17 protein-coding genes and 1 tRNA gene are annotated in these 21,137 nt (G+C 43.0%); 9 read left to right on the top strand and 9 right to left on the bottom strand.

What is annotated here, in order from left to right; genetic code table 11:
- Positions 1 to 7 precede the first annotated feature (7 nt).
- Together C7B70_RS06500 and C7B70_RS06495 are read left to right on the top strand one after the other, a co-directional pair.
- On the top strand, positions 8 to 448 hold the full coding sequence (locus C7B70_RS06500; RefSeq protein WP_106368246.1) for a hypothetical protein: 441 nt from the start codon (positions 8 to 10) through the stop codon (positions 446 to 448).
- A gap of 204 nt (positions 449 to 652) precedes the next feature.
- Positions 653 to 3,064 (top strand): PhoX family phosphatase, encoded by a 2,412-nt coding sequence (locus tag C7B70_RS06495; RefSeq protein WP_106368245.1) that lies wholly within the window; start codon positions 653 to 655, stop codon positions 3,062 to 3,064.
- Positions 3,065 to 3,169: 105 nt separating this feature from the next.
- Here the strand turns inward: C7B70_RS06495 and purM are convergent, their stop codons facing one another.
- The gene (purM, locus tag C7B70_RS06490) at positions 3,170 to 4,204 is read right to left on the bottom strand and encodes a phosphoribosylformylglycinamidine cyclo-ligase (protein ID WP_106368244.1); all 1,035 of its coding nucleotides are present in this window, start codon (positions 4,202 to 4,204) and stop codon (positions 3,170 to 3,172) included.
- Between the two features lie 396 nt (positions 4,205 to 4,600).
- Here purM and C7B70_RS27585 point away from each other — a divergent pair, with 396 nt between their 5' ends.
- The 7 genes from C7B70_RS27585 (at position 4,601) to C7B70_RS06455 (ending at position 13,188) form a co-directional block, all read left to right on the top strand.
- Positions 4,601 to 5,638 carry a septal ring lytic transglycosylase RlpA family protein gene (locus C7B70_RS27585; protein WP_106368243.1) on the top strand — a complete coding sequence of 346 codons (1,038 nt, stop codon included), beginning with the start codon at positions 4,601 to 4,603 and terminating at the stop codon, positions 5,636 to 5,638.
- A 116-nt stretch (positions 5,639 to 5,754) separates the two neighbouring features.
- Positions 5,755 to 7,323 carry a bifunctional pantoate--beta-alanine ligase/(d)CMP kinase gene (locus C7B70_RS06480; protein WP_106368242.1) on the top strand — a complete coding sequence of 523 codons (1,569 nt, stop codon included), beginning with the start codon at positions 5,755 to 5,757 and terminating at the stop codon, positions 7,321 to 7,323.
- Positions 7,324 to 7,590: 267 nt separating this feature from the next.
- Entirely contained in the window at positions 7,591 to 8,205 is a 615-nt protein-coding gene (locus C7B70_RS06475) for a superoxide dismutase (RefSeq protein ID WP_106368241.1), read from the top strand.
- A 113-nt stretch (positions 8,206 to 8,318) separates the two neighbouring features.
- Positions 8,319 to 9,641 (top strand): NAD(P)/FAD-dependent oxidoreductase, encoded by a 1,323-nt coding sequence (locus C7B70_RS06470; protein ID WP_106368240.1) that lies wholly within the window; start codon positions 8,319 to 8,321, stop codon positions 9,639 to 9,641.
- Positions 9,641 to 9,868 (top strand): hypothetical protein, encoded by a 228-nt coding sequence (locus C7B70_RS06465; protein WP_106368239.1) that lies wholly within the window; start codon positions 9,641 to 9,643, stop codon positions 9,866 to 9,868. The genes C7B70_RS06470 and C7B70_RS06465 overlap by 1 nt, the downstream gene beginning before the upstream one ends.
- A 33-nt stretch (positions 9,869 to 9,901) precedes the next feature.
- Positions 9,902 to 12,091, top strand: a complete 2,190-nt coding sequence (gene ppk1, locus C7B70_RS06460) for a polyphosphate kinase 1 (RefSeq protein ID WP_106368238.1) — start codon at positions 9,902 to 9,904, stop codon at positions 12,089 to 12,091.
- Between the two features lie 185 nt (positions 12,092 to 12,276).
- Positions 12,277 to 13,188 (top strand): hypothetical protein, encoded by a 912-nt coding sequence (locus C7B70_RS06455; protein ID WP_106368237.1) that lies wholly within the window; start codon positions 12,277 to 12,279, stop codon positions 13,186 to 13,188.
- A 49-nt stretch (positions 13,189 to 13,237) separates the two neighbouring features.
- Here the strand turns inward: C7B70_RS06455 and C7B70_RS06450 are convergent, their stop codons facing one another.
- The 8 genes from C7B70_RS06450 to gmd form a co-directional block, all read right to left on the bottom strand.
- Positions 13,238 to 14,521, bottom strand: coding sequence for an ABC transporter substrate-binding protein (locus C7B70_RS06450; protein WP_106368236.1), 1,284 nt, complete (start codon positions 14,519 to 14,521; stop codon positions 13,238 to 13,240).
- 100 nt (positions 14,522 to 14,621) lie between these two features.
- Positions 14,622 to 14,713: transfer RNA gene (locus tag C7B70_RS06445), tRNA-Ser, on the bottom strand.
- Positions 14,714 to 14,788: 75 nt separating this feature from the next.
- Positions 14,789 to 15,715, bottom strand: coding sequence for a 15-cis-phytoene synthase CrtB (gene crtB / locus C7B70_RS06440; protein WP_106368235.1), 927 nt, complete (start codon positions 15,713 to 15,715; stop codon positions 14,789 to 14,791).
- Positions 15,699 to 17,138, bottom strand: a complete 1,440-nt coding sequence (gene pds, locus C7B70_RS06435) for a 15-cis-phytoene desaturase (protein ID WP_106368234.1) — start codon at positions 17,136 to 17,138, stop codon at positions 15,699 to 15,701. Before pds ends, crtB begins: the two co-directional genes overlap by 17 nt.
- 142 nt (positions 17,139 to 17,280) lie before the next feature.
- A complete protein-coding gene (locus tag C7B70_RS06430) occupies positions 17,281 to 18,051 on the bottom strand; it encodes a carbohydrate ABC transporter permease (RefSeq protein ID WP_233220843.1) in 771 nt (256 codons plus the stop codon).
- Positions 18,052 to 18,359: 308 nt separating this feature from the next.
- Entirely contained in the window at positions 18,360 to 18,923 is a 564-nt protein-coding gene (locus tag C7B70_RS06425; RefSeq protein WP_106368311.1) for a 5-formyltetrahydrofolate cyclo-ligase, read from the bottom strand.
- A 61-nt stretch (positions 18,924 to 18,984) separates the two neighbouring features.
- A complete protein-coding gene (locus C7B70_RS06420; protein ID WP_106368232.1) occupies positions 18,985 to 19,929 on the bottom strand; it encodes a GDP-L-fucose synthase in 945 nt (314 codons plus the stop codon).
- A gap of 22 nt (positions 19,930 to 19,951) precedes the next feature.
- Complete coding sequence (gene gmd, locus C7B70_RS06415; protein WP_106368310.1) at positions 19,952 to 21,022, bottom strand: GDP-mannose 4,6-dehydratase; 1,071 nt, start codon at positions 21,020 to 21,022, stop codon at positions 19,952 to 19,954.
- Positions 21,023 to 21,137: the final 115 nt, after the last annotated feature.

The raw sequence follows: 21,137 nt of genomic DNA, 5'->3' as shown, positions 1-21,137 counted from the left end.
ATTAGGAATGGGTAATTATCTCAATAATTGCTTGGTAATTGGTATTGCTCTATTTTTACCATTCAATTGTCCAGCTTTCGCTGAGACTAAATTTATAAATATCAGCCTAAAGACAGGTGCAAATCAAAGTTTTAATAACTTGATGCAGCAAGCTGAATCAACAGCTATTAATTTAATCAACCAAGAGTTCAATCGGTTATCAAAAATTACAGAAGTTGGAATTATTGTAAGTTGCGATCGCAATGGGCAAGTAGTACCAATACTTTCCTCTAGAGTTTCCCGCGCTAATTGGCAAGCTCAACCTAGCATCGAATCTTGGACTAAGTATTTTACTAAAGCAGAAATTTTATTGGGCTTTAATTTACCTCAGAAAACTAAACCTAATTTACATAGATTATCAGTAAATCTTAGTTCCCAACAGAGCGATCCTGGCTTCCGAGATGACTGAAAATTTAGTTATTTTTAGGCGATTTTAGCGCAGGTTTGCTACCAAATTTAATTAAACCAAAGTCTTTAGGAAAAATTTGTTTTAGTGTTAACCCAAACATTAACTCATTTTAATCTCGTAAGAGTATGGTATCAAAGACAACAAACTTATTGTTGCCAAAAAGCATTTTTTAACTACGGCAATTTTAAGCAATAAAGAGGTCTGATGTCTAAGCTTACTCGAAGACAGCTACTTGTGTTTTTTGGTGCAAGTGCTGGTAGTGCAGCGTTTGCGCCAATTTTAGGCGAAAAATTATTTGATAGCACGGCTCAAGCGGCGGAAACATTAAAATTTACTCCCGTGCGTTTGCCTCATCCTTTACCTATTTATCAACAGCAAAATAGCTACTACGCTACAGGTGTAGAACGCGGAAACGTTCTAAATGCGGCGACGGATACAAGGTTAAGTACCTACACAATTATTGATGATGTGGTAGTACCGCCAGAGTACGAGCGTTACGTTATTGTTAGTTGGGGCGATCGCGTATTTCCCAATAAAGACGAATATTTTGGTTACAACTGTGACTACACAGGCTTTGTGCCGATTAATGGCGACAACGATGGCTATTTGTGGGTAAATCACGAATATGTTTCTTATCCCATTAGCGCTTTAGCACCAGAATCGCCTACCGACTTGACCGGATTCCCTGAATCCTTTACGTCTGTTATCGGTTATACCCCTACAGTCAAAGATCGCACGCTTTTAGGCGAATTTTTGTACAACATGGGTGGTTCGATTTTACGAATTTCTAGAAGAGTTCGCGGTGGGCGCTTTGGGGTCGTCAGCGATGCCAAAAACCGACGCATTCACACCCTTTCTGGCTTAGGAATCAATAGCGGACGGATGGATGCTTACAAAGCCGTCACTGCTTGGGGAGCTAAAAGTTATCAGCAAGGCGACCAAAATTATTTAATTGGTACAGGCCCGGCGGCGGCGGAAGTATTTAATATTAGTAGCGATGGTTTGGGTAATAAAATTATCGGTACAGGACACAATTGTTCCGGCGGGACAACTCCTTGGGGAACAATTATGTCCGCCGAAGAAAACTTCCAAGCAAGTACAGCCTTCTTTGTAGGCGTGCAAGAAGCAGTAAAACCCGATGGTACTCAAACTGGGTACATTGCTGGCACGACTGGGGCAGAGTTTGGCATGGTAGGAGAAAAATACGGCTGGATGGTAGAAATCGATCCTAACGACCTCAATTGTCGCCCCCGCAAACATACAGCTTTGGGTCGATTCCGCCACGAAAACATTACCATGCGCGTTGAGCGAGGTAAAAAATTAGTAGCCTATATGGGTGATGATCGCCGGGGAGGTCATACTTATAAATATGTGAGCGATCGCCAGGTAACTAACCCTACAAGTAAAAATAACAGTGCTTTATTTGAGTCTGGGACTCTCTACGCTGCGCGCTATCAGCCTGATGGTACAGGGCGATGGATTCCGCTTCAATTAGACACCAAAACTAGCCCCAATCGTCCCTCTGATATTGCATCTACAGAAATTGCTCAATTGGGTAAAGCGAGTAATAACGGACTTGTTCGCTTACCCCGGCGCAATGGCGTAGCAGGGCAAACTACCGATGGTGGTTCTTTATCTGTTACTACTAGCGCCGTTGTGAATTCTAGCGGTGTAACTACTTCCTTTGGCGAGGCGGAAGCGCTCCCAGATTACCGTAACAAGCGGCTATCAGACTTTTATTCAACTCAAGGTGCGATAGTTTGTGATGCTTTCTTAGCGGCTAATTTGGTGGGAGCAACGCCAACAGCGCGTCCTGAAGACTTAGAAGTGCATCCCCGTACTAAAGAAGTGTTTATCGCTTATACCGACGGCGCAGCCGGGGGCGATGGTTATCCTGATTCCAAGATTTTTGTTGTGTCTAAATACACTAGCGCTATCAATGATGCTCAACCGTCGGGGGAACTATTTAAAATCACTGAAAATAGTGCTGATGGTACAGGTTTATTTTTCCGTTGGACGCGATTTGCCAAAGGTGGAGAAGCAGGGGCGGAAATTGGCTCTGGTTTTGCGAATGTAGACAACTTGGTATTTGACAACCAGGAAAATGTCTGGGGTGTAACAGATATGTCTACTGGCTCTCACAATGGTTTTGATGTGGGTGCGGCGGCGACTCCTAAGCTGATTGAACATACTGTAGTAGGCGCAAGCTCAACGAGTGCGGTTGCTTCTGATAAAAATGTCGAGACTTCTAGCTTGATTGGGGTGTTTGGCAATAACTGGCTATTTTATATTCCCACCAGTGGCGCAAAGGCTGGAGAAGTTGTACCTTTTGCCTATGGGCCGCCACGCTGTGAAATGACTGGCCCTACTTTTGTGTCAGATACGCTAATTATTTCTATTCAGCACCCAGGGGAAGATTGCCCCTACGCTCCTCAAGTTACTCTTAATCGTGATATTGAGATGTTGAATTTGGATGGTACTTTGTTTACTCAAAATCGAACTCTCCCACGCGGTAGCAATTGGCCCAGTAATATTAAGGGCAATGCTTTGGGCGCACCTCGTCCTTCAGTAATTGGTATTCGTCGTAGAAATTCGAGAAATCGTAATTTTGTCTAACTGATGTATTAATTACTTTTGTGTATATTTACAACAGGTAAGTCTTTTTTAAATAAGAGACTTACCTTTTTATTGCGAAAAAAATATTAAATTGGATTGGGTATTTTAACTAATGTCTGTTATCCCCTCTAACTTACCCGTCCCAGCGATTACTTCACCGATCGCATAGGTGGCAATTTCTTGGGAGTTAAACCACTCTATTGCTTGCCTAGCTTGGTTTGGTGGTACTAACAATACAAAACCAATTCCCATATTAAAAGTATTAAACATTGCCGCCTTATCTACGGAGCCAACTTCTGCTAACCAATTAAAAATTGGTGGAATCACCCAACTATTAGCATTCACCTGGATAGATTGATTTTCACCTAAACAGCGAGGTAAGTTTTCTGGCAACCCTCCCCCGGTAATATGAGCCATACCGTGAATTTCTAAACCGTTCGCAAGGGCTGCAAGTACAGGTTTAACGTAGATTTTGGTTGGGGTGAGCAATCCTTCTCCTAAGAAGCTGCTCCCTACTTCCTCAACGCGATCGCTCCAACTATATTTACTCTGGTCTACAATCTTACGGACTAAGCTAAAACCATTACTATGCAATCCATCACTAGCTAAAGCGATCGCCATATCACCAATTTTTACTTGGGATCTATCCAGCATCCGGCTTTTTTCGACAATTCCCACACAAAAACCTGCCAAATCGTACTCCCCCGGCTGATAAAATCCCGGCATTTCCGCCGTTTCTCCACCGAGTAAAGCGCAGCCAGCTAGTTTACACCCTGTAGTTATCCCTGTAACTACTTGGGTTAATTGTTCGCTTTGTAACTTCCCGGTGGCTAAATAATCTAAGAAAAATAATGGCTCTGCTCCGCTTGTGAGTACGTCATTTACACACATTGCTACTAAATCTATGCCTACGGTATGATGACAGTTGAGAATTTGAGCTAGTTTTAATTTTGTCCCTACTCCATCAGTTCCCGATACTAAAACTGGCTCCTTAAAGCCTCCAGGTAACTGAAAACAGCCGTTAAACCCACCCAATCCCCCGATAACTTCTGGTCTGTGGGTGCTGTGAACTAAATTTCGGATTCGTTCTACAAACGCTCTCCCCGCTTCAACATCTACCCCTGCCTCTCGATAATCCATAAAAACTAAACTGCCTCTGTTGCGATCGCACGTCCACGATGTATTTTACAAGCTATAAGCCTTTAAGCCTGCTTCAAAAACCAAGAAAAGAATTGTAACAAGTCTTGTAAAGTTTTATAAATATTTTCTCATAAAGGCAGTAGGTATAAAAACCTGCAAACATTGGCATAGTCTGCTTTTACTCCACTGTACTCCGTCAAAAGTATAGATTAAATTTATATCTTTTGCGTTATGGCACTGATCCCCAACTTAAAACCTTCGTGTTAGTCTGTTGCAGTTGTTAATCAAAAAATAAAGACATAACGAGTCCAAGTTTGGAGTATAAAAAAATCGCCTTTGGCAACAACTCCAATACGGATTTAACTGCAAATTGCAAACTGTCAACACAACGGATACATGAATAAACAAATTTTGTGGACTGCTGCCGCCCTGCTAACAACTACCATTGCAATTCCATTAGCCAGTCAGGCTGAAATTGTTCGAGAAGTTGAATCGACAAGAGACAGTCAACCAGCACTTACTTCTAGCCCTAGGGCAAAAAATTTGCCTGTGGTGAAAGTGGGTGAGTACAAGTCCCCAGTAAAAAATCGAGCCGATGGTCAAGTAATTGCTAGAATTCATCCCCATCAACAAGTTGGTTCAAATCGTCAAGCTGCGACAATCTACATTCAAAATCTTCCGGTTTTAACGTTTTTGAGTGCCAAAGACAGAGTTACTAGCAAAACAGAATCCATCAATAATCAAACTAAAGTTAAAGTTGCCACTACCGAAACTAAGGTTGTCAACAAAGAGAATAATTTACAATCTAGCAATACCCCCGTTTGGAGAGCAACTAGAGTTGCAGCCAAGCTCAATCAAATCAATTTAGCAAGTTTGGATGCTCAAGAAATTGCCGTAAGTTGGAAAAGTAGCGATCGCTACGGCATTAGAGTTAACGGTGAAGAATTGGTAGAAATCAACACCGAAACCTTACTCCCAGACACCACAAAAGATCCCGCCTTAGATGCTTTGCAAGTAACCAATCGTCTGCGCCGACTTTTGGGCAATGCACCGCCTTTAAAGGTCATTGCGGGATTACCAGAAGCGCCAAAACCTCAAATCGTCAAGCAAGCCCAGCAAGTTGTTGCTCAAGCTGTTAAAGTTGGTTCTCGTGGCATGGCTTCTTGGTATGGGCCAGGGTTTCACGGTCGTCGCAGTGCCAACGGTGAGAGATACAACCAAAATGGCTTAACTGCCGCTCATCGTAGTTTACCCTTTGGCACAAAGGTAAAAGTAACTAATGTACGGACTGGTCGCTCGGTAGTTGTGCGAATTACTGACCGAGGCCCTCATGTCCGGGGACGAATTATTGATCTCTCGGCGGCGGCGGCGCGGATAGTAGGAGTTATGCAAAGTGGTGTAGCCCCAGTACAGGTTGAGGTATTAGGTAGATAGGGGAATTGGTAATTGGGAATTGGTAATTGGGAATTGGTAGGGAGACAACTTTTGTTTATCCTTACCAAGGATTGACGATAAACTAACAGGTGAGCAAAAATTCTGAGGAAATCTAGGTGCGCCTGTTTACAACGGTTGCAGCTTTGCGTTGCTACTTGAAGCTGTACCAAAAAAGAAATCAATCGCCTGATGAGACAGATAATCCCTCGGTTTCCATTGGTCTTGTTCCAACGATGGGGGCTTTGCATTGGGGTCATTTAAGCTTAATTGCACGAGCTAAAAAGGAAAACGATTTAGTAATTGTGAGTATTTTTGTTAATCCTTTGCAATTTGCTCCTACAGAAGATTATCAGAGCTATCCTCGGACATTGGAACGCGATCGCTTGCTGTGTCAGCAATCTGGCGTAGATGCTATTTTTGCCCCAGAGGCTCAAGAGTTGGGGGTAAACGAGCAATTATCCTCTCGTACTCAAGTTGTACCACCTAGTAGTATGACCTCAGTTTTATGTGGCAAAACCAGACTAGGACATTTTCAAGGAGTAGCAACGATTGTTACTCAGTTATTTAATATAGTTCAACCAAATAAAGCTTATTTTGGGCAAAAAGATGCTCAACAAGTTGCGATTATTCGACGGTTGGTTAAAGATTTGAATTTTTCGGTAAAAATTGTTACTTGTCCAACAGTTAGAGAAACGTCAGGACTTGCTAAAAGTTCCCGCAATCAATATTTGACCCCAGTGCAAATAGAGCAAGCAGCCGTTTTGAATCGTAGTTTGCAGCAAGCAAAGCTGGCTTTTCAAGCTGGAGAACGCGATCGCCAAGTATTGGAAGCTATTGTAAATAAAGAATTGGCAACAGTTGAATGTGTAGCTGTTGAATATGTTGAATTAGTAGAACCAGATACATTAATGCCTTTAGAAAAAATTGAAGATCGAGGATTACTAGCGATTTCTGTTCGTGTGGGATCTGCAAGGTTAATTGACAATGTATTGTTAAAAGTGCGATCACCGATTGTTGCTATTGATGGCCCGGCGGGGGCGGGAAAGTCTACCGTAGCAAGACTTGTAGCGGCGGAGTTGGGCTTAGTTTATCTCGATACGGGGGCAATGTACCGGGCGTTGACTTTTCTTGTTTTGCAATCGGGAATTTCTGTAGATGACGAGCGCGCGATTGCTCAAGTAGTTAGCAATTGCTCTATCCAATTATCTAGCAGTACCGACGATTTAGATTATCCGGTGCGAGTGTGGATTAATGGCGAAGAAGTAACCCAAGTAATCCGTAGTGCGGAAGTTACAGCCAATGTCAGCGCGATCGCATCTCAAAAAGCTGTAAGAAGTGCTTTGCTACAGCAGCAACAATCTTGGGGGCTTAAAGGTGGCTTAGTCGCCGAAGGACGGGATATTGGTACTCATGTTTTTCCTAATGCTGAATTGAAAGTATTTTTAACCGCCTCTGTGAGTGAAAGGGCCCGTCGTCGCCAGCAAGACTTTCAAACCCAAGGGCAAGTTGAGATTACTTTAGAGCAATTAGAACAAACTATTCAAGAACGCGATCGCGCTGATAGTACCCGCGAACTTGCTCCCCTCCAAAAAGCCCCCGATGCTATAGAACTTTGTACTGATGGTTTGAGTATTAATCAAGTTATAAATAAAATCATTTCATTATATCATGAAGTGGTGATTTAAACAAATACACAACATTAAAGTTAACTAAAGTGCGATCGTCTACTTTCATTTACAGTTAGACATTCTGGCAAGCTAACTTAGAGCAATAAATAAACTAAAACTTTGATTGGAACAGCGATTTGGAGTTTTAACCCGAAAAACAAACTATTAACTTTTATTTCAGTAGCAATTTATTAGTGAATTTATTAGAGAGTCAGCTTAATATGAGTGCTAAAGCTTGCAAATAGCTCTGTGCTTGGCAAGAGCTTACTTAAGGATTTTTTGACAATGGCCTTTGAACTTTCGCCTTTACCTTACAATTACGACGCTTTAGATCCGTATATCGACGCGCAGACGATGCAAGTGCATCATGACTTACACCACCAGGCTTACGTAAATAACTTGAATGCAGCCTTAGAAAAGTATCCCGAACTGCAATCAAAAAGCCCAGAAGAATTGATTAAGGATCTAAGTAATTTGCCCCAAGACATTACAGGCGCAGTCCGCAATAATGGCGGCGGTCATGTAAATCACACGATGTTTTGGCAAATTATGGCTCCAAACGCCGGGGGAGAACCAACCGGAGCAGTTGCTCAAGCTATTAGCGAAAACTTTGGCGATTTTGAAAGCTTCAAACAGAAGTTTAACGACGCAGGAACAAAGCAATTTGGTAGTGGTTGGGTGTGGCTAGTTCGTACCACCGACGGCAAAATTGAGATTACAAGTTCGCCAAACCAAGACAACCCCATGTCTTCGGGAAACTTCCCCATTATGGGTAATGATGTGTGGGAACACGCTTATTATCTCAAGTACCAAAACCGCCGCGCGGAGTACCTTAAGCAGTGGTGGAATGTAGTTAATTGGGATGAGGTTAATAATAGATTGGCGCTCGCTAGTCGTTAGTAGCTACTTTAGTTAATAGAGCAGACAGTCAGGCGAAGTCTTGGCTGTTTTTTTTGCAGGTAAGTTGATTAATATCAAGAGAGTGCAACCTGTAAAAACTGAGGTAAAAAAAGTTGACTTCAACTAACATCAATGACTGTGCCATTGTTATTGGTGGTAGCATTGCGGGACTATTGAGCGCTCGTGTACTTGCAGACCGTTTTGCTTCAGTGACCATTATTGAAACCGATAAATTGCCCGATTTGCCAGAGGCTCGAATCGGCGTACCGCAATCTGTTCAGCCTCATATTCTTTTTACTAAAGGGTACAGAATTTTAGTTGAACTATTCCCCAATATTGAGGAACAATTAAGGGCGGGGGGAGCAATAGCTATAGATTGGACGCGAGAATTTAATCATTTTAGTCGTCGGGGATGGAATGCAACTTCAAGTTTTCCCTCCGACTTGATTTCTGTTAGTTGTTCGCGTCCCTTATTGGAGTGGTGTATCAGACAGCAGTTAGCTAATTACGCCAATATTCATTTTGTAGACAAACATCGTGTTACAGGACTACTTTCGCATAGCAAGACACGGATTACCGGAGTAGCTTTGCGTTCAGCTACAGGCGATCGCCAGGAGTTACCAGCGTCTTTAGTTGTCGATGCTAGTGGTCGCCGTTCTGCTGCGCCTAGTTGGTTGCAAGAGTTAGGTTTTACGCCGCCACCAGAAACCATTATTAATCCTTTTTTAGGCTATGCAACCCGCCGCTATAAAGAACCGGAGGGTTTTAAATCAAATTGGAAGGTAATGCTAATTTCTCAGTCGCCGCCAAAAGGTACGAGATTAGGCTATTTAGCAAAAATTGAGGGGGGCGAATGGATTGCAACTTTAGGCGGGTATGGGGGTGACTTTCCCCCGATAGATAATCAAGGTTTTTTAGATTTTGCCCGTAGTTTGCCAAGCTTGGAGTTTTACGACGCAATTAAAGGCGCTGAACCAACATCACGCATTTATGCTCATCGCGCTACGGCTAATCGACTGCGCCATTATGAAAAAATTAAGTTACCTCAAGGCTTTGTCTGTTTGGGTGACGCGGTATGTGCTTTGTGTCCGGTTTATGGACAAGGAATGACGGTAAGTGCGATCGCTGCAACAATTTTGCGCGACTGTTTAGGCGACCTTAATCCGACTCGTTTCCAAAAAAAGTTAGCTAAAAGCAATTCTCTGTCTTGGATGTTAGCAACGGGGTCAGATTTACGTTTTACGACTACTCAAGGTGGAAATAGACCTGTTAAATCGGGGGGATTTTTCACTTCTTACACTGAGCGATTGCTAAAGATGACAAATTCTGACCCCAAGATGAACGCTCTATTAATGGAAGTAGCTCATTTACTCAAGTCGCCTTTAGCGTTTTATCAACCTCAAATTGCCTTTAAAGTGTTAACTAAAAAAGATTGATGGATAGCAACGAATTAGCACAATATATAGAAGCAACAGATAGCATTTCTAAGCCTTGGCTGTTGGTACAATTGCGTTTAAAGAAACTCGAAGAAGCAAGAACAAGTATTTCTGCGGATGAATACTCTACAAAACTTGCAGAAATTCACCAAGATTTGATGAATTTAGGGCAGTGGTGGATCGGAATAGAAGAAAAAGAATTTGGTACGCCAAAGTTGGAAAATTAGTCAACGATTACAGCTTTACAAGCAAGTAAAACTATGCCTAGATCGAAAAAAACTCCGTTGGAAATTAACCTCAACGATCCGCAATATTACTTTAACCGCGAATTAAGCTGGTTGGAGTTTAATCATCGGGTATTGCAAGAAGCTGCTAACGAAAACTCCCCTTTGTTAGAACGATTGAAGTTTTTGGCAATTTTTAGCACCAACTTAGACGAGTTTTTTATGGTGCGCGTAGCAGCGTTGAAGCAGCAAGTAGAAGCAGAGGTAAGTAAATTAAGTCCTGATGGGTTGACGGCTCAAGAGCAGTTAGAATCCGTGAGTCAACATCTGCGCCCTTTAGTTGCCAAACAACACCAACACTTTGAAAAAATAATTAGACCGCTTTTAAACCAAGCTAGCATTCATATTATTGACTATATCGATCTCAACCAAGAACAGCGTAGTTATTTACAAACCTACTTCGAGCAGCAAATTTTTCCAGTTTTAACGCCTTTAGCTGTAGATCCAGGGCATCCATTTCCGCATATTTCTAATCTCAGCTTGAATCTAGCAGTCGTCGTCAAAAACCCAGAAACCGATGAGGAATTATTTGCCAGGGTAAAAGTACCAAGAGTATTACCGCGATTTTTGCCGCTACCAGAAGAATTGAGCTTTACACCTAATGGATCTCCGGCAAAGTGGGCGGGTGTACCTTTAGAACAAGCGATCGCTCACAATCTAGAATCGCTGTTTCCGGGCATGAATATTCAAGAATACTATCCTTTTCGGATTACCCGCGATAGTGCGCTGGATTTAGAAGAAGATGAGGCGGATGACTTATTAGAAGCGATTGAGCAAGAACTCCGTAAACGGCGCGTAGGTGGCGTTGCAGTCCGCTTAGAAATTCAACCCCAAACTCCCGAAATTGTTCGCCATCGGCTGATGCGAGAACTAGAATTAGCGGAAAGCGATGTTTATGAAAACGATGGGTTATTGGGTTTGGGCAGCTTAATGTCATTTTTGGCATTGCCAATGCCCGAACTTAAAGATCCGCCCTGGAAATCTGTAATTCCGCCCCGCTTGCAAAAGTTAGGCTCTTTTAATTCCCCCTCTACAGACTCTAATTTTGACTTTTTTGCGGCAATCCGCGAACAAGATTTGTTGGTACATCATCCTTATCATTCTTTTTCTTCTACCGTCCTACGGTTTATTAACGATGCTTCGCGCGACCCGGATGTACTGGCAATTAAAATGACGTTGTACCGCACTTCAGGAGATTCGCCCATTGTTAATGCTTTAATTGCGGCGGCGGAAAATGGCAAGCAAGTAGCGGTGCTTGTAGAGTTAAAAGCTCGGTTTGATGAAGAAAATAATATTTATTGGGCGCGGCGGTTAGAAAGGGTGGGAGTTCATGTAGTTTACGGATTAAGCGGACTAAAAACCCACTCTAAAATAGTAATGGTAGTGCGCCAGGAAGGCGATCGCATTCGGCGTTATGCTCATATCGGTACGGGTAACTACAACCCTAAAACCGCTAGACTCTATACAGATTTGGGCTTATTTAGCTGTCGAGAAGATTTGGCGGCAGATTTGACAGATTTGTTCAATTACCTTACAGGCTACTCTAGGCAGCGCTCTTATCGGCAGTTATTGGTAGCTCCGGTAAATATGCGCGATCGCACTTTAGCTTTAATTCGTCGGGAAATGGAACAAACCCAAAGTAGTAGTATTCCAGGGCGGATTATTGCCAAAATGAACTCCCTTGTCGATCCACAAATTATTGCTACGCTTTACGAAGCTTCCCGCGCTGGGGTGCAAATTGACTTAATTATACGCGGTATGTGTTCTTTACGTCCCCAAATCCCAGGAATTAGCGAAAATATCCGCGTTATTAGTGTAGTCGGGCGATTTTTGGAACACTCTCGGATTTACTATTTTCACAATCAAGGCGAAGAAGAAATTTATATTGGTAGCGCCGATTGGATGCCACGCAATTTAGATCGCCGAGTAGAAGCAATTACCCCCGTGCGAGATCCTGATTTGGCTAAAGACTTAGAGGAAATTCTTGGCATCACTTTAGCCGACAACTGCCAAGCTTGGGAATTGCAGTCTGATGGTAGTTATAAAAAGCGCGGCGCTACTTTAGATGACGTGGCGGTTCCTCAAACTAACTCGCAAAAGCTATTTATGCAGATGGCATTGCAATCGGCAGGTGTAGGAGAGAAACCTAGCCCGAATCCCAAATAAACTTACTTTAATGAGTACAAAACCGGAAATTTTTGCGCTTATTGAGCTTTTAAAACCTGTTAGTAATTTTCTAGTCCGTTCTAGCTGCCCTTTGCTCAGTCCAATCCTTGATATCTGCCTTCTTAGCGATTAACAAAAGCATGGCCTATGCTAAGTTTTTAACAAAAGTGTGTGAGTAGAAACGTATGATTAACTTCAATAAACTCAAATTTGGATTAAATCTATTAGTGGTAGCGCCCCTAGCGGCGGGGATTGCTGTTATTAACACGAGCTTATCTACAGTTCAAGCTCAAACCACAAATAATAGTGTAGAAACCTCTGCCCAACTACCAGAGAACACTGTGCAGTTTTCTATCAGTAGTACGCAAATTCCTGCGGCAGCTTTTTTAGATGCTTCCCAATACCAAACAGCTTTTCTTGAGCCGAATAATTCTGCCGCAGTCACAAATAATCCTCTCCCAAGTTCTCAAACCGTTGCGGCTAATCCAGAGAACTTAGACCAATTACAACAAACCGCTCCGGCTTTAGAACAAAATGTAACTCCGGCTCCAATTCCTGGCACTACTGCCACTGATGCTAATAATTTGAGCAAGCAACCCTCTATTGTTAACCAATTGGAGAATTTGACCGATTCGCCAGAAGTCGCTCAACTCCCGGTAGCTCCAGGTAGGAGAACTCGCGGCGGCTCTAGTTATGTAGGACTAGGCGTAAACGTTGGTTTAAGCGGTGATACGGTCTTAGGTGATGGAAACTTGATGATTATCAGCAAAATTGGTTTGACAAACTCCTTGGCTTTGCGTCCCGGCGTGATTTTAGGTGACGATCCTATAATCCTTCTTCCTGTTACTTACGAGTTTTCTATCCGCCGTGCAGAGGCTTTGGAAGAATCTTTACGGATCGCCCCCTACATCGGTGCTGGCGTAACGATCTCCACCGCCGAGGATGATGACATTGGTTTATTGCTAACAGGTGGTATAGATGTCCCCTTAAGCAGTCAGTTTACGGCTAATGCTGGGCTGAACGTCGGGATTGCTGACGAAACTGATATTGGGCTATCGGTGGGAGTTGGTTATAACTTTGGCGGCTTCGGACTTTAATTAGTCGGTAGGGACACAATTATTTGCGTGTCCCTAGAATTAATGCTGACTATTTCGGGCTAACTTGACTCGTAACTGATAACTTGCCATCATTAGTTACCGTCCACACATCGTAAACGCCCAAGACATCGCCGTTTTCATCAATATCTACGTTGCCACTTGCTCCTTGATAATTGATATCTTGACCGGATTTTAATAACTTCAACCCTTCGCAAACGTCTGATACTTCTGTCCCTGGAGCATTCGCAACTTCACGAATTTTACTTTGCACACCAACCCCTGTATTAGCTTTAGCAGCTTCGGCGGCTAGAGTTAAAAGCGCTGCTGCATCCCAAGAGTGGGGTACATACTCTCCTGGTGGTTGATTTTTTTTAGTTTGCCACAGCTTCGTAAGCGCTTGTAAAGCTTTGCCATCTGCACCGGGTACAGTTCCAATTGCGCCGCCAATAATAAATTTACCATCGCTAGATTTACCAACTTTCCCCGGAAAACCTGCGGACTTCACGCCGTCGGTGAGCATAATTTGGATGCCTTGGCTGACTCCTTGCTGGTAAGCAGATTTGAGTAGCAAGCTACCAGTTTCTTCGTAAAGTATGGCAACAACCGCATCGGGTTTATTGGCAAAAGCCGCCGCCGATTCAGTATCAAAAGTAGTTGCTTTGGGGTCGTAACGAGTGGGTTTAGCTTCATTAACTATCGTTCCACCCAATTTTTTGAAAGCACTAATAAAAGCTTTTTCAAACCCAACGCCATAGTCATTATTGATAGCTACCGTTGATACCCGTTTAAAACCTTTTTCCTTTGCCAATTGAGCTAAGGCTAAGGCTTGGTAAGTATCTGGGGGTGCAGTCCGCGCCCAAAATCCCTTAAGTTCGCCTTTTTTGGCTCGTTCGGTAAATACTGGGCTAGTGCTACCAGGAGAAATTAAGACAACTTTGTTACGCGCTGCTACCCCGATGGCAGCACCAGAAACGCTACTAGCGTAAGAACCAACGACTCCTGCCACTTGATCTACTTCGGCAAGCTTAGTCATTGCTGTAGTGCCAGCTACGGGGTCAGTTTGATCGTCTTGGGATATTAGGGTAACATTTTGCCCGTTTACACCCCCACAGGCATTAACTTGTTCTACTAATAACGGTACAGCCCCCGCCATTTGCTGCCCAATAGTAGCTAAATCTCCTGTTAGGGGTAGTAGGGAGCCAATTTTTAGTCCCTCATTATTAGTTGAAGTTGAGGGCGTGGGGCTAGTTTCTCCTGTGGGAGTAGTAGGTTGACAACCGACCGCTAGTAGCCCACTTGCTATTGCTAAAGCGATCGCAAATTTATTAACCATAAAAATATTCGACTCCTTCACTGCTAAAAATTCAATTCATTCCACAATTTGCAAATGAATTTGATTTTAGACCAAAAGAGCCAAAACATTGTTCGGAAAACGGAGAAGGAGGGATTCGAACCCTCGGTACGGAGTTACCTGCCGTACAACAGATTAGCAATCTGTCGCTTTCGACCACTCAGCCACCTCTCCAGTTATGAGGCAATAACTAATCTACCAGACCTGACAACAATATGCAAGTGTTTTGATCAAGTCGGGGCAACTTGATCAAAGCACTTGACTTCGCAGCCAAGCCATTGGTAGATAACGAAGCTTTTTGAATCCCGACACGTAAGCCCGTTTTTTAAATACGTCGTAATCGTTACGTTCAATTTCTAGCAAAATCTGACTGTAAAGCATTAAAGATGCGAGGACTGGCCAGCGTGCATCGGGTGCTAGGTAGCCAATTCCTTTTTCAGCTTGGCGGTAATACTCTTGGGTACGGCGAATTTGAAAGCGCATTAGTTCTCGCCATCGCTCGTCAATTACACCTTTAAATAAATCTTGCTCCGTGTAGTCAAAGCTTGCTAACTCGGCTAAAGGTAGATAAATTCGTCCTCGCCTAGCATCTTCGCCAACATCGCGCAAAATATTTGTAAGTTGATTTGCAATCCCTAAAGTTACCGCTTCCGGGGTGGGATCGGGGATTTTTTGCTGACTCCAAGAGGCAGTATTGCACCGACTATCTACCCCCATCACCGTTGTTGACATTAAACCCACTGTCCCCGCAACTCGGTAACAGTACAAGTTTAAGTCTTCAAAGGTTTCGTAACGACTACGGTACAGATCCATTTGCTGTCCCGCAATCATGTCTCGAAACGGCTGAATATCTAGCCCGAAGCGTTGAATAGTATCTACTAACGCCACGTCCGGGTCTTCAAGCGGCTGGAAGGCAAACAGCGCTTCTAACTGTTTTTCCCATAGTTCTAGGGTTTCTGGGGTCGTAAATTCTGCCGCCGGGCCGTCAACTAATTCGTCTGTCCGGCGACACCAAACATAAATTGCCCAAATTGCTCGGCGCTTCTGCTGGTTCATAAGCAGTGTGCCGAGATAAAAAGTTTTGGAATACTTTGCCGTAATTTGGCGGCAAAGTTCGTAGGCATCCTCTACAGAGACTAATTTTCTCATGCACGGGGATTCAGGCAGTTGCAGCATTCGTTGCAGTCTGGAGTGGCGTTTGTAAGGGTTCGGACAATGTTGTCTCAATTTTGGTGCTGGCGATCGCCTGCGCTGTTAGCTTACCAGAAAATACGGCTCCTTCCATACTTGCTAGGTAGCGTTGCATGGTGTAATCCCCAGTTAAAAAGAAATTTTTAATTGGGCTTGTTTGACTAGGGCGGTACTCTTGGCGACCAGGAGTGGCTTTGTAGACTGATCGTGGAGTTTTAACGACGTGATACTTTAGTAGTTTTGCTTGATTATCACCGCTAAAATGGTCGGGAAATAATTTTGCAAGTTCGCTTGTAGTAGCAGCAATAATTTCCTCGTCCGATTTGCTAATCCACTCTTTTGCTGGCGCTAAAACTAATTCCAACATGGAGCGGTCGGGATTAGCATATTCGCGGCAAGTATTGCTCATATCGGCGTAAACATTTAGTAAAGGCGATCGCGAAAATAATAAGTGATCAATGTCCGTTAACTTGCGGTCAAACCACATATGGACGTTAATTACAGGTACGCCTTCTAATCCGTCTAGTTTTTGAAAATACTCCATTTTACGCCAAGGCTCTGGGAGGAGTAATTTTAGAGGATCTACAGGCAACGCCGAAACATATAAGTCCGCCGTTACAACTTCCTCGACTGCTCCCTTTATTCCACTAAGTAAAAAGCCTTTAACGGAGCCATCGGGGTTAAGCAGAATTTCTTTGAGCGGTGCGTTTAAGCGCACTTCACCGCCGCTATTAGTAATATGGTCTACTATTGGCTGGCACAACCTTTCTGTCGGCGACCCATCCAAAAAAGCCATTTTGGAGCCATTTTTTTCCTGGAGGAAGCGGTTGAGAGCCGTTAATAAAATAGTTGCCGAAATTTCATCTGGGCCGATAAAGTTCAGCGATTTGCTCATAGCAATAAATACTTCTTTGTTGACTCTTTCGGGAATTTTGTGGTTTTGCAGCCATTCCGTCCAAGAATACTTATCCATTGCTTCGACGTACTTTTGCCCTTGAATCATCGCCGGAATTAACCCAATACCAAAGCGGATTTTTTCATTCCACGTCAGCATATCGTTGTTGCCCAAAATTGCTGCTACCCCGTTAATTGGCGCTGGCAAATTGGGAAAGTCGAAACGGCTGTAAGTTCCTGGCGCGTCTGGCTGGTTGAAAATCATTGAGTGTTCTTTCCACTGCAACCGATCTTCAATGTCTAATTCTTTGAATAATTGCAACATATTGGGGTAAGCCCCAAAGAAGATATGCAGCCCGGTTTCGTACCAGTCGCCGTCTGCATCTTTCCACGCTGCCACTTTACCGCCCAATACGTCCCGGCTTTCCAAAACTATCGGCGTATGACCCGCATCTGTAAGATATTTGGCACAAGACAGTCCTGCTAGACCTGCCCCGGCGATCGCTACTCGCATATATATTTTTTTACTTGTGAGGATTATTAATGTTTCTGGGTTTAATTATACTTTGCATTCCGTTACACTTTGCACCAGTAAAAGTAATATTTAAGAACAATTACTTAGTTAAGTGAGTATTGCCGTCAAAACTGCCAATTTTTTACCCTTTGACCCCGCTCCCAGCCTCCGTTGGCACTATATAACGCTGTAAAAACAAAAATAGTCCTAACACCGGAGCAATAGAAATTACCGATCCGGCAGCAATTAATCGCCAGTCTAAAGAAAATGTCCCCGCTAAATTAGCTACTCCCAAGGGCAATGTGTACAATTCGGGGCGATCTAAAACTATTAAAGGCCACAAAAAATCGCTCCAAGAGCCGATAAATACAAAAATTGCCAACGTCATTAAGGCGGGGCGAATAGCAGGTAGCATTATGTGCCACCACAACCCTAATTCCGTACATCCATCCATACGGGCGGCTTCTTCCATTTCTTTGGGTACGGCGGCAAAGGCTTGTCGCAGTAAAAATATGCCAAAGGCTGAAGAAATCGCCGGGAAAATAATTCCTATATAAGTATTTCTGATTCCTAGCTGGACTGTGAGTATGTACAAGGGAATCATGACGATTTGAAAGGGAATCATAATTGTGGAAACAACTAAGCTAAAAATTACTTCTTTTCCCCGAAAATCTAACCTTGCCAAGGGATAAGCCGCTAAAGCGCAAAATAATAAGTTCAATCCTACGCTTAATACGGCGATCGCACTACTGTTAAATAAATACGTGCCAAAGGGGTTTGTTTGCCATACTCGAATGTAATTATCTACTGTCGGCTGGCTTGGCAACAACTGTGGTGGAAATTGAAATATATCTTCAGTCGGCGATTTTAATGATGTACTTACTAGCCACAACAACGGCAATAACATCAACATTGCGCCAGATCCCAATACTCCATACTTAAACGCGTTCTTCCACCATCGGTTTGGTCTATAAGTTGTATTTTTTACTTTCATTTCTTTACCTATCTATTTAACTAAGTTTATTATTTCTATTTAATTAAAAATCTCTTTGTCTCTCCCTTATTTTGCTCTACAAACTATCAGTTTATTTTTTAAAAATGCTTGACTTATTTACATTAAGTGTCGTACTATGGAATTATATTGATCTAACTAAATGCTTGCTAAAGGTAGGTGGTTAGGGCGCAGAGGAGAATTCTCCTTTGCGCGGCTTGAATTAAAAATTAATTTAGGATTATCAACTCTTTCTCTGTACAAATGCCGTGCAGTTTTTGATCCCAACAATTAATTGGCAACTGGGGTATAAAAGCAAAATCAAAGACTACTCCTATAGTGGGTATAGTAGTCCAGAGGGGAGAACTAAGTAAGCGGTCATAATAACCGCCCCCGTAGCCTAAACGGTAGCCTAGCGCGTCACAACCCACCGCCGGAACAATAATTAAATCTACATCTTTCGGTTGTAAAAGAGGAGCCGTAGGTAAAGGTTCTAGAATGCCGTAAAAGTTGGTTTGTAAAGGTTGTTGCCATGCCCAAGAGTGCCAAATCAACGATTTATTAACGCAGCGTGAAAACCCCCAATTATGTTTAGTAGTAAATAAACAACTCAAATCTGGTTCAAAGCGAAAACTAAAATAAGCGGCAATAGTTTTCGCGTTAACAAATATAGCCGATGATTGCAATAAGGCGCAAATGTGGCTACTTTTTTCTTGCCATTGGGAAGGTGGCAACTGTTGGCGCTGCTGCAAAAGTAATCGCCTTAATTGATTTTTGCTTGTTGGAGGATTAATAGTAATAATCAATTGCCGGTATTGGGGAGTAGAGACGCGCCTAAAACGCATCCCTACAATTTTAAGTAGAGTGCTGGCGATACCAAGCGATCGTATTACTTAGCCCTTGTTTAAAATCTATTTGGGCTGTAAAGTCAAAAGCCTGCTTTGCTCTATTCGTATCCAAGCAACGGCGCGGTTGACCATTAGGTTTACCTGTTTGATAGACAATTTCGCCCTCAAACTCCATCAACTGACAAATTAAGCTAATTAAGTCGCCAATAGAAATCTCATAACCCGTTCCCAAATTGACAGGCTCCGCTTCATTATAGGCAACGGTCGCCATCACAATTCCTCGTGCCGCGTCTTGGGAGTAAAGAAATTCACGAGTAGGACTGCCATCCCCCCAAACGGGAAGTTGCCGATCTCCCCGTTGCTGCGCTTCGTGGACTTTACGAATTAAAGCTGGAATTACGTGGGAACTATCGGGATTAAAATTATCTTCAGGACCGTACAAATTTACAGGCAATAAATAAATGCCATTAAAATCATACTGCTGCCGATAAGCTTGGAGTTGTACTAATAGGGCTTTTTTAGCAATGCCATAGGGCGCATTAGTTTCTTCTGGGTAGCCATTCCAGAGGTCATCTTCCTTAAAAGGTACAGGAGTAAATTTTGGATAGGCGCAGATTGTACCGACACAGACAAATTTTTCAATTCCTGCTTGATAGGCACAGTGAATTAGTTGTGCGCCCATCATGAGATTGTCGTAAAATAATTCCCCAGGTTTGACTTGATTTAAACCAATGCCGCCCACGTGGGCCGCTAGGTGAATTATTATGTCTTGATGCTCGATAACACGCTGACAGTTTTCTAAAGTTCGCAAGTCGCGATCGCTAGATCTTACTACAGTAATTTTATTAGGGTCTGCCCCAGCAACGCCCAGTTGCTCAACTACTTGACGACCTAAAAATCCCGCCCCACCAGTAACAAGAATCCGTTTGTTTTTTAAGTCTAAAACGGTCATAATTTTATTGCTTTTATATAAGTTAAAAGTGGTTGCCAGTCTGCTGCCGAGTTGTCGCTAAATCCTTCATGTCATGAGTACCGTCAGCGCTACTATAATTCAAAGCTTGTAAGTCAGCTTCTACCATAATTGCGACTAACTCCTTAAACGTAACGGTAGGTTCCCAACCTAAACATTGCTTTGCCTTACTTGGATCGCCAATTAATAATTCTACTTCTGCTGGACGCAAGTAGCGCTCGTCAAAGTCTACATAGTCGTGCCAATCAAGATTGACATGGCTAAAAGCTAAATCGAGAAATTCCTGAACGCTGTGGGTTTCCCCTGTAGCAATTACGTAATCATCGGGTTTGTCTTGCTGCAACATCAGCCACATAGCTTTAACGTAGTCTTTGGCGTAGCCCCAATCCCGTTTAGCGTCGAGGTTTCCTAAATAGGTTTTTTTCTGCTTTCCCGTGACAATACGGGCGATCGCTCTCGTAATTTTGCGCGTGACAAAAGTTTCTCCTCGGCGGGGCGATTCGTGATTAAATAAAATCCCGTTACAGGCAAACAAATCGTAAGATTCGCGGTAATTGATGGTTTGCCAGTGGGCGTAGACTTTAGCACAGGCGTAAGGACTTCGCGGGTAAAAGGGTGTTGTTTCTTTTTGGGGTACTTGTTGCACTAAACCATACATTTCTGATGAACCCGCTTGATAAAACCGGACTTCAATCCCTGTACGCTGTTGATAATCTCTAATTGCTTCTAATAAACGTAGCGTTCCCATCCCCACTGTATCAACCGTATACTCTGGCGAATCAAAGCTGACTCGAACGTGAGACTGAGCGCCTAAGTTATAAATTTCTATAGGTTTAACGTCTTCTAAAATTCTTCTTAGAGTTGCACCGTCCGTCAAGTCGCCGTAGTGTAAAAATAACCGCGCCCCTTTTTTGTGAGGATCTTCATACATATGGTCGATGCGATCGGTATTAAATGTTGAAGTGCGGCGAATAATACCGTGTACTTCATAACCTTTTTCTAGTAGAAGTTCCGCCAGATAAGAACCATCTTGTCCGGTAATTCCTGTAATCAGCGCTCGTTTGCCTTCACTCATGCTAGTCCTTTGGGGTGATCTCAAGTAAATACTCATCTGATATAAGTTACCAGATGAGCGAGATTTTTCCAACGATTGGTGTTAAATAAATTTAATTAGGATTTAACTTATGTTT

It is taken from the genome of Chlorogloea sp. CCALA 695 (assembly GCF_003003885.1).
Classification (GTDB): domain Bacteria; phylum Cyanobacteriota; class Cyanobacteriia; order Cyanobacteriales; family Chroococcidiopsidaceae; genus Aliterella.
This window is presented reverse-complemented; position numbering and strand designations above follow the sequence as displayed.

Bases quoted from the DNA above. Each gene is read 5' to 3' on its own strand.
- C7B70_RS27585 (WP_106368243.1), top strand. From the start codon at position 4,601: ATGAATAAACAAATTTTGTGGACTGCTGCCGCCCTGCTAACAACTACC.
- C7B70_RS06500 (WP_106368246.1), top strand. From the start codon at position 8: ATGGGTAATTATCTCAATAATTGCTTGGTAATTGGTATTGCTCTATTT.
- C7B70_RS06495 (WP_106368245.1), top strand. From the start codon at position 653: ATGTCTAAGCTTACTCGAAGACAGCTACTTGTGTTTTTTGGTGCAAGT.
- C7B70_RS06465 (WP_106368239.1), top strand. From the start codon at position 9,641: ATGGATAGCAACGAATTAGCACAATATATAGAAGCAACAGATAGCATT.
- C7B70_RS06455 (WP_106368237.1), top strand. From the start codon at position 12,277: ATGATTAACTTCAATAAACTCAAATTTGGATTAAATCTATTAGTGGTA.
- crtB (WP_106368235.1), bottom strand. From the start codon at position 15,715: ATGCTGCAACTGCCTGAATCCCCGTGCATGAGAAAATTAGTCTCTGTA.
- purM (WP_106368244.1), bottom strand. From the start codon at position 4,204: ATGGATTATCGAGAGGCAGGGGTAGATGTTGAAGCGGGGAGAGCGTTT.
- gmd (WP_106368310.1), bottom strand. From the start codon at position 21,022: ATGAGTGAAGGCAAACGAGCGCTGATTACAGGAATTACCGGACAAGAT.
- pds (WP_106368234.1), bottom strand. From the start codon at position 17,138: ATGCGAGTAGCGATCGCCGGGGCAGGTCTAGCAGGACTGTCTTGTGCC.
- ppk1 (WP_106368238.1), top strand. From the start codon at position 9,902: ATGCCTAGATCGAAAAAAACTCCGTTGGAAATTAACCTCAACGATCCG.
- C7B70_RS06430 (WP_233220843.1), bottom strand. From the start codon at position 18,051: ATGTTGATGTTATTGCCGTTGTTGTGGCTAGTAAGTACATCATTAAAA.
- C7B70_RS06475 (WP_106368241.1), top strand. From the start codon at position 7,591: ATGGCCTTTGAACTTTCGCCTTTACCTTACAATTACGACGCTTTAGAT.
- C7B70_RS06420 (WP_106368232.1), bottom strand. From the start codon at position 19,929: ATGACCGTTTTAGACTTAAAAAACAAACGGATTCTTGTTACTGGTGGG.
- C7B70_RS06450 (WP_106368236.1), bottom strand. From the start codon at position 14,521: ATGGTTAATAAATTTGCGATCGCTTTAGCAATAGCAAGTGGGCTACTA.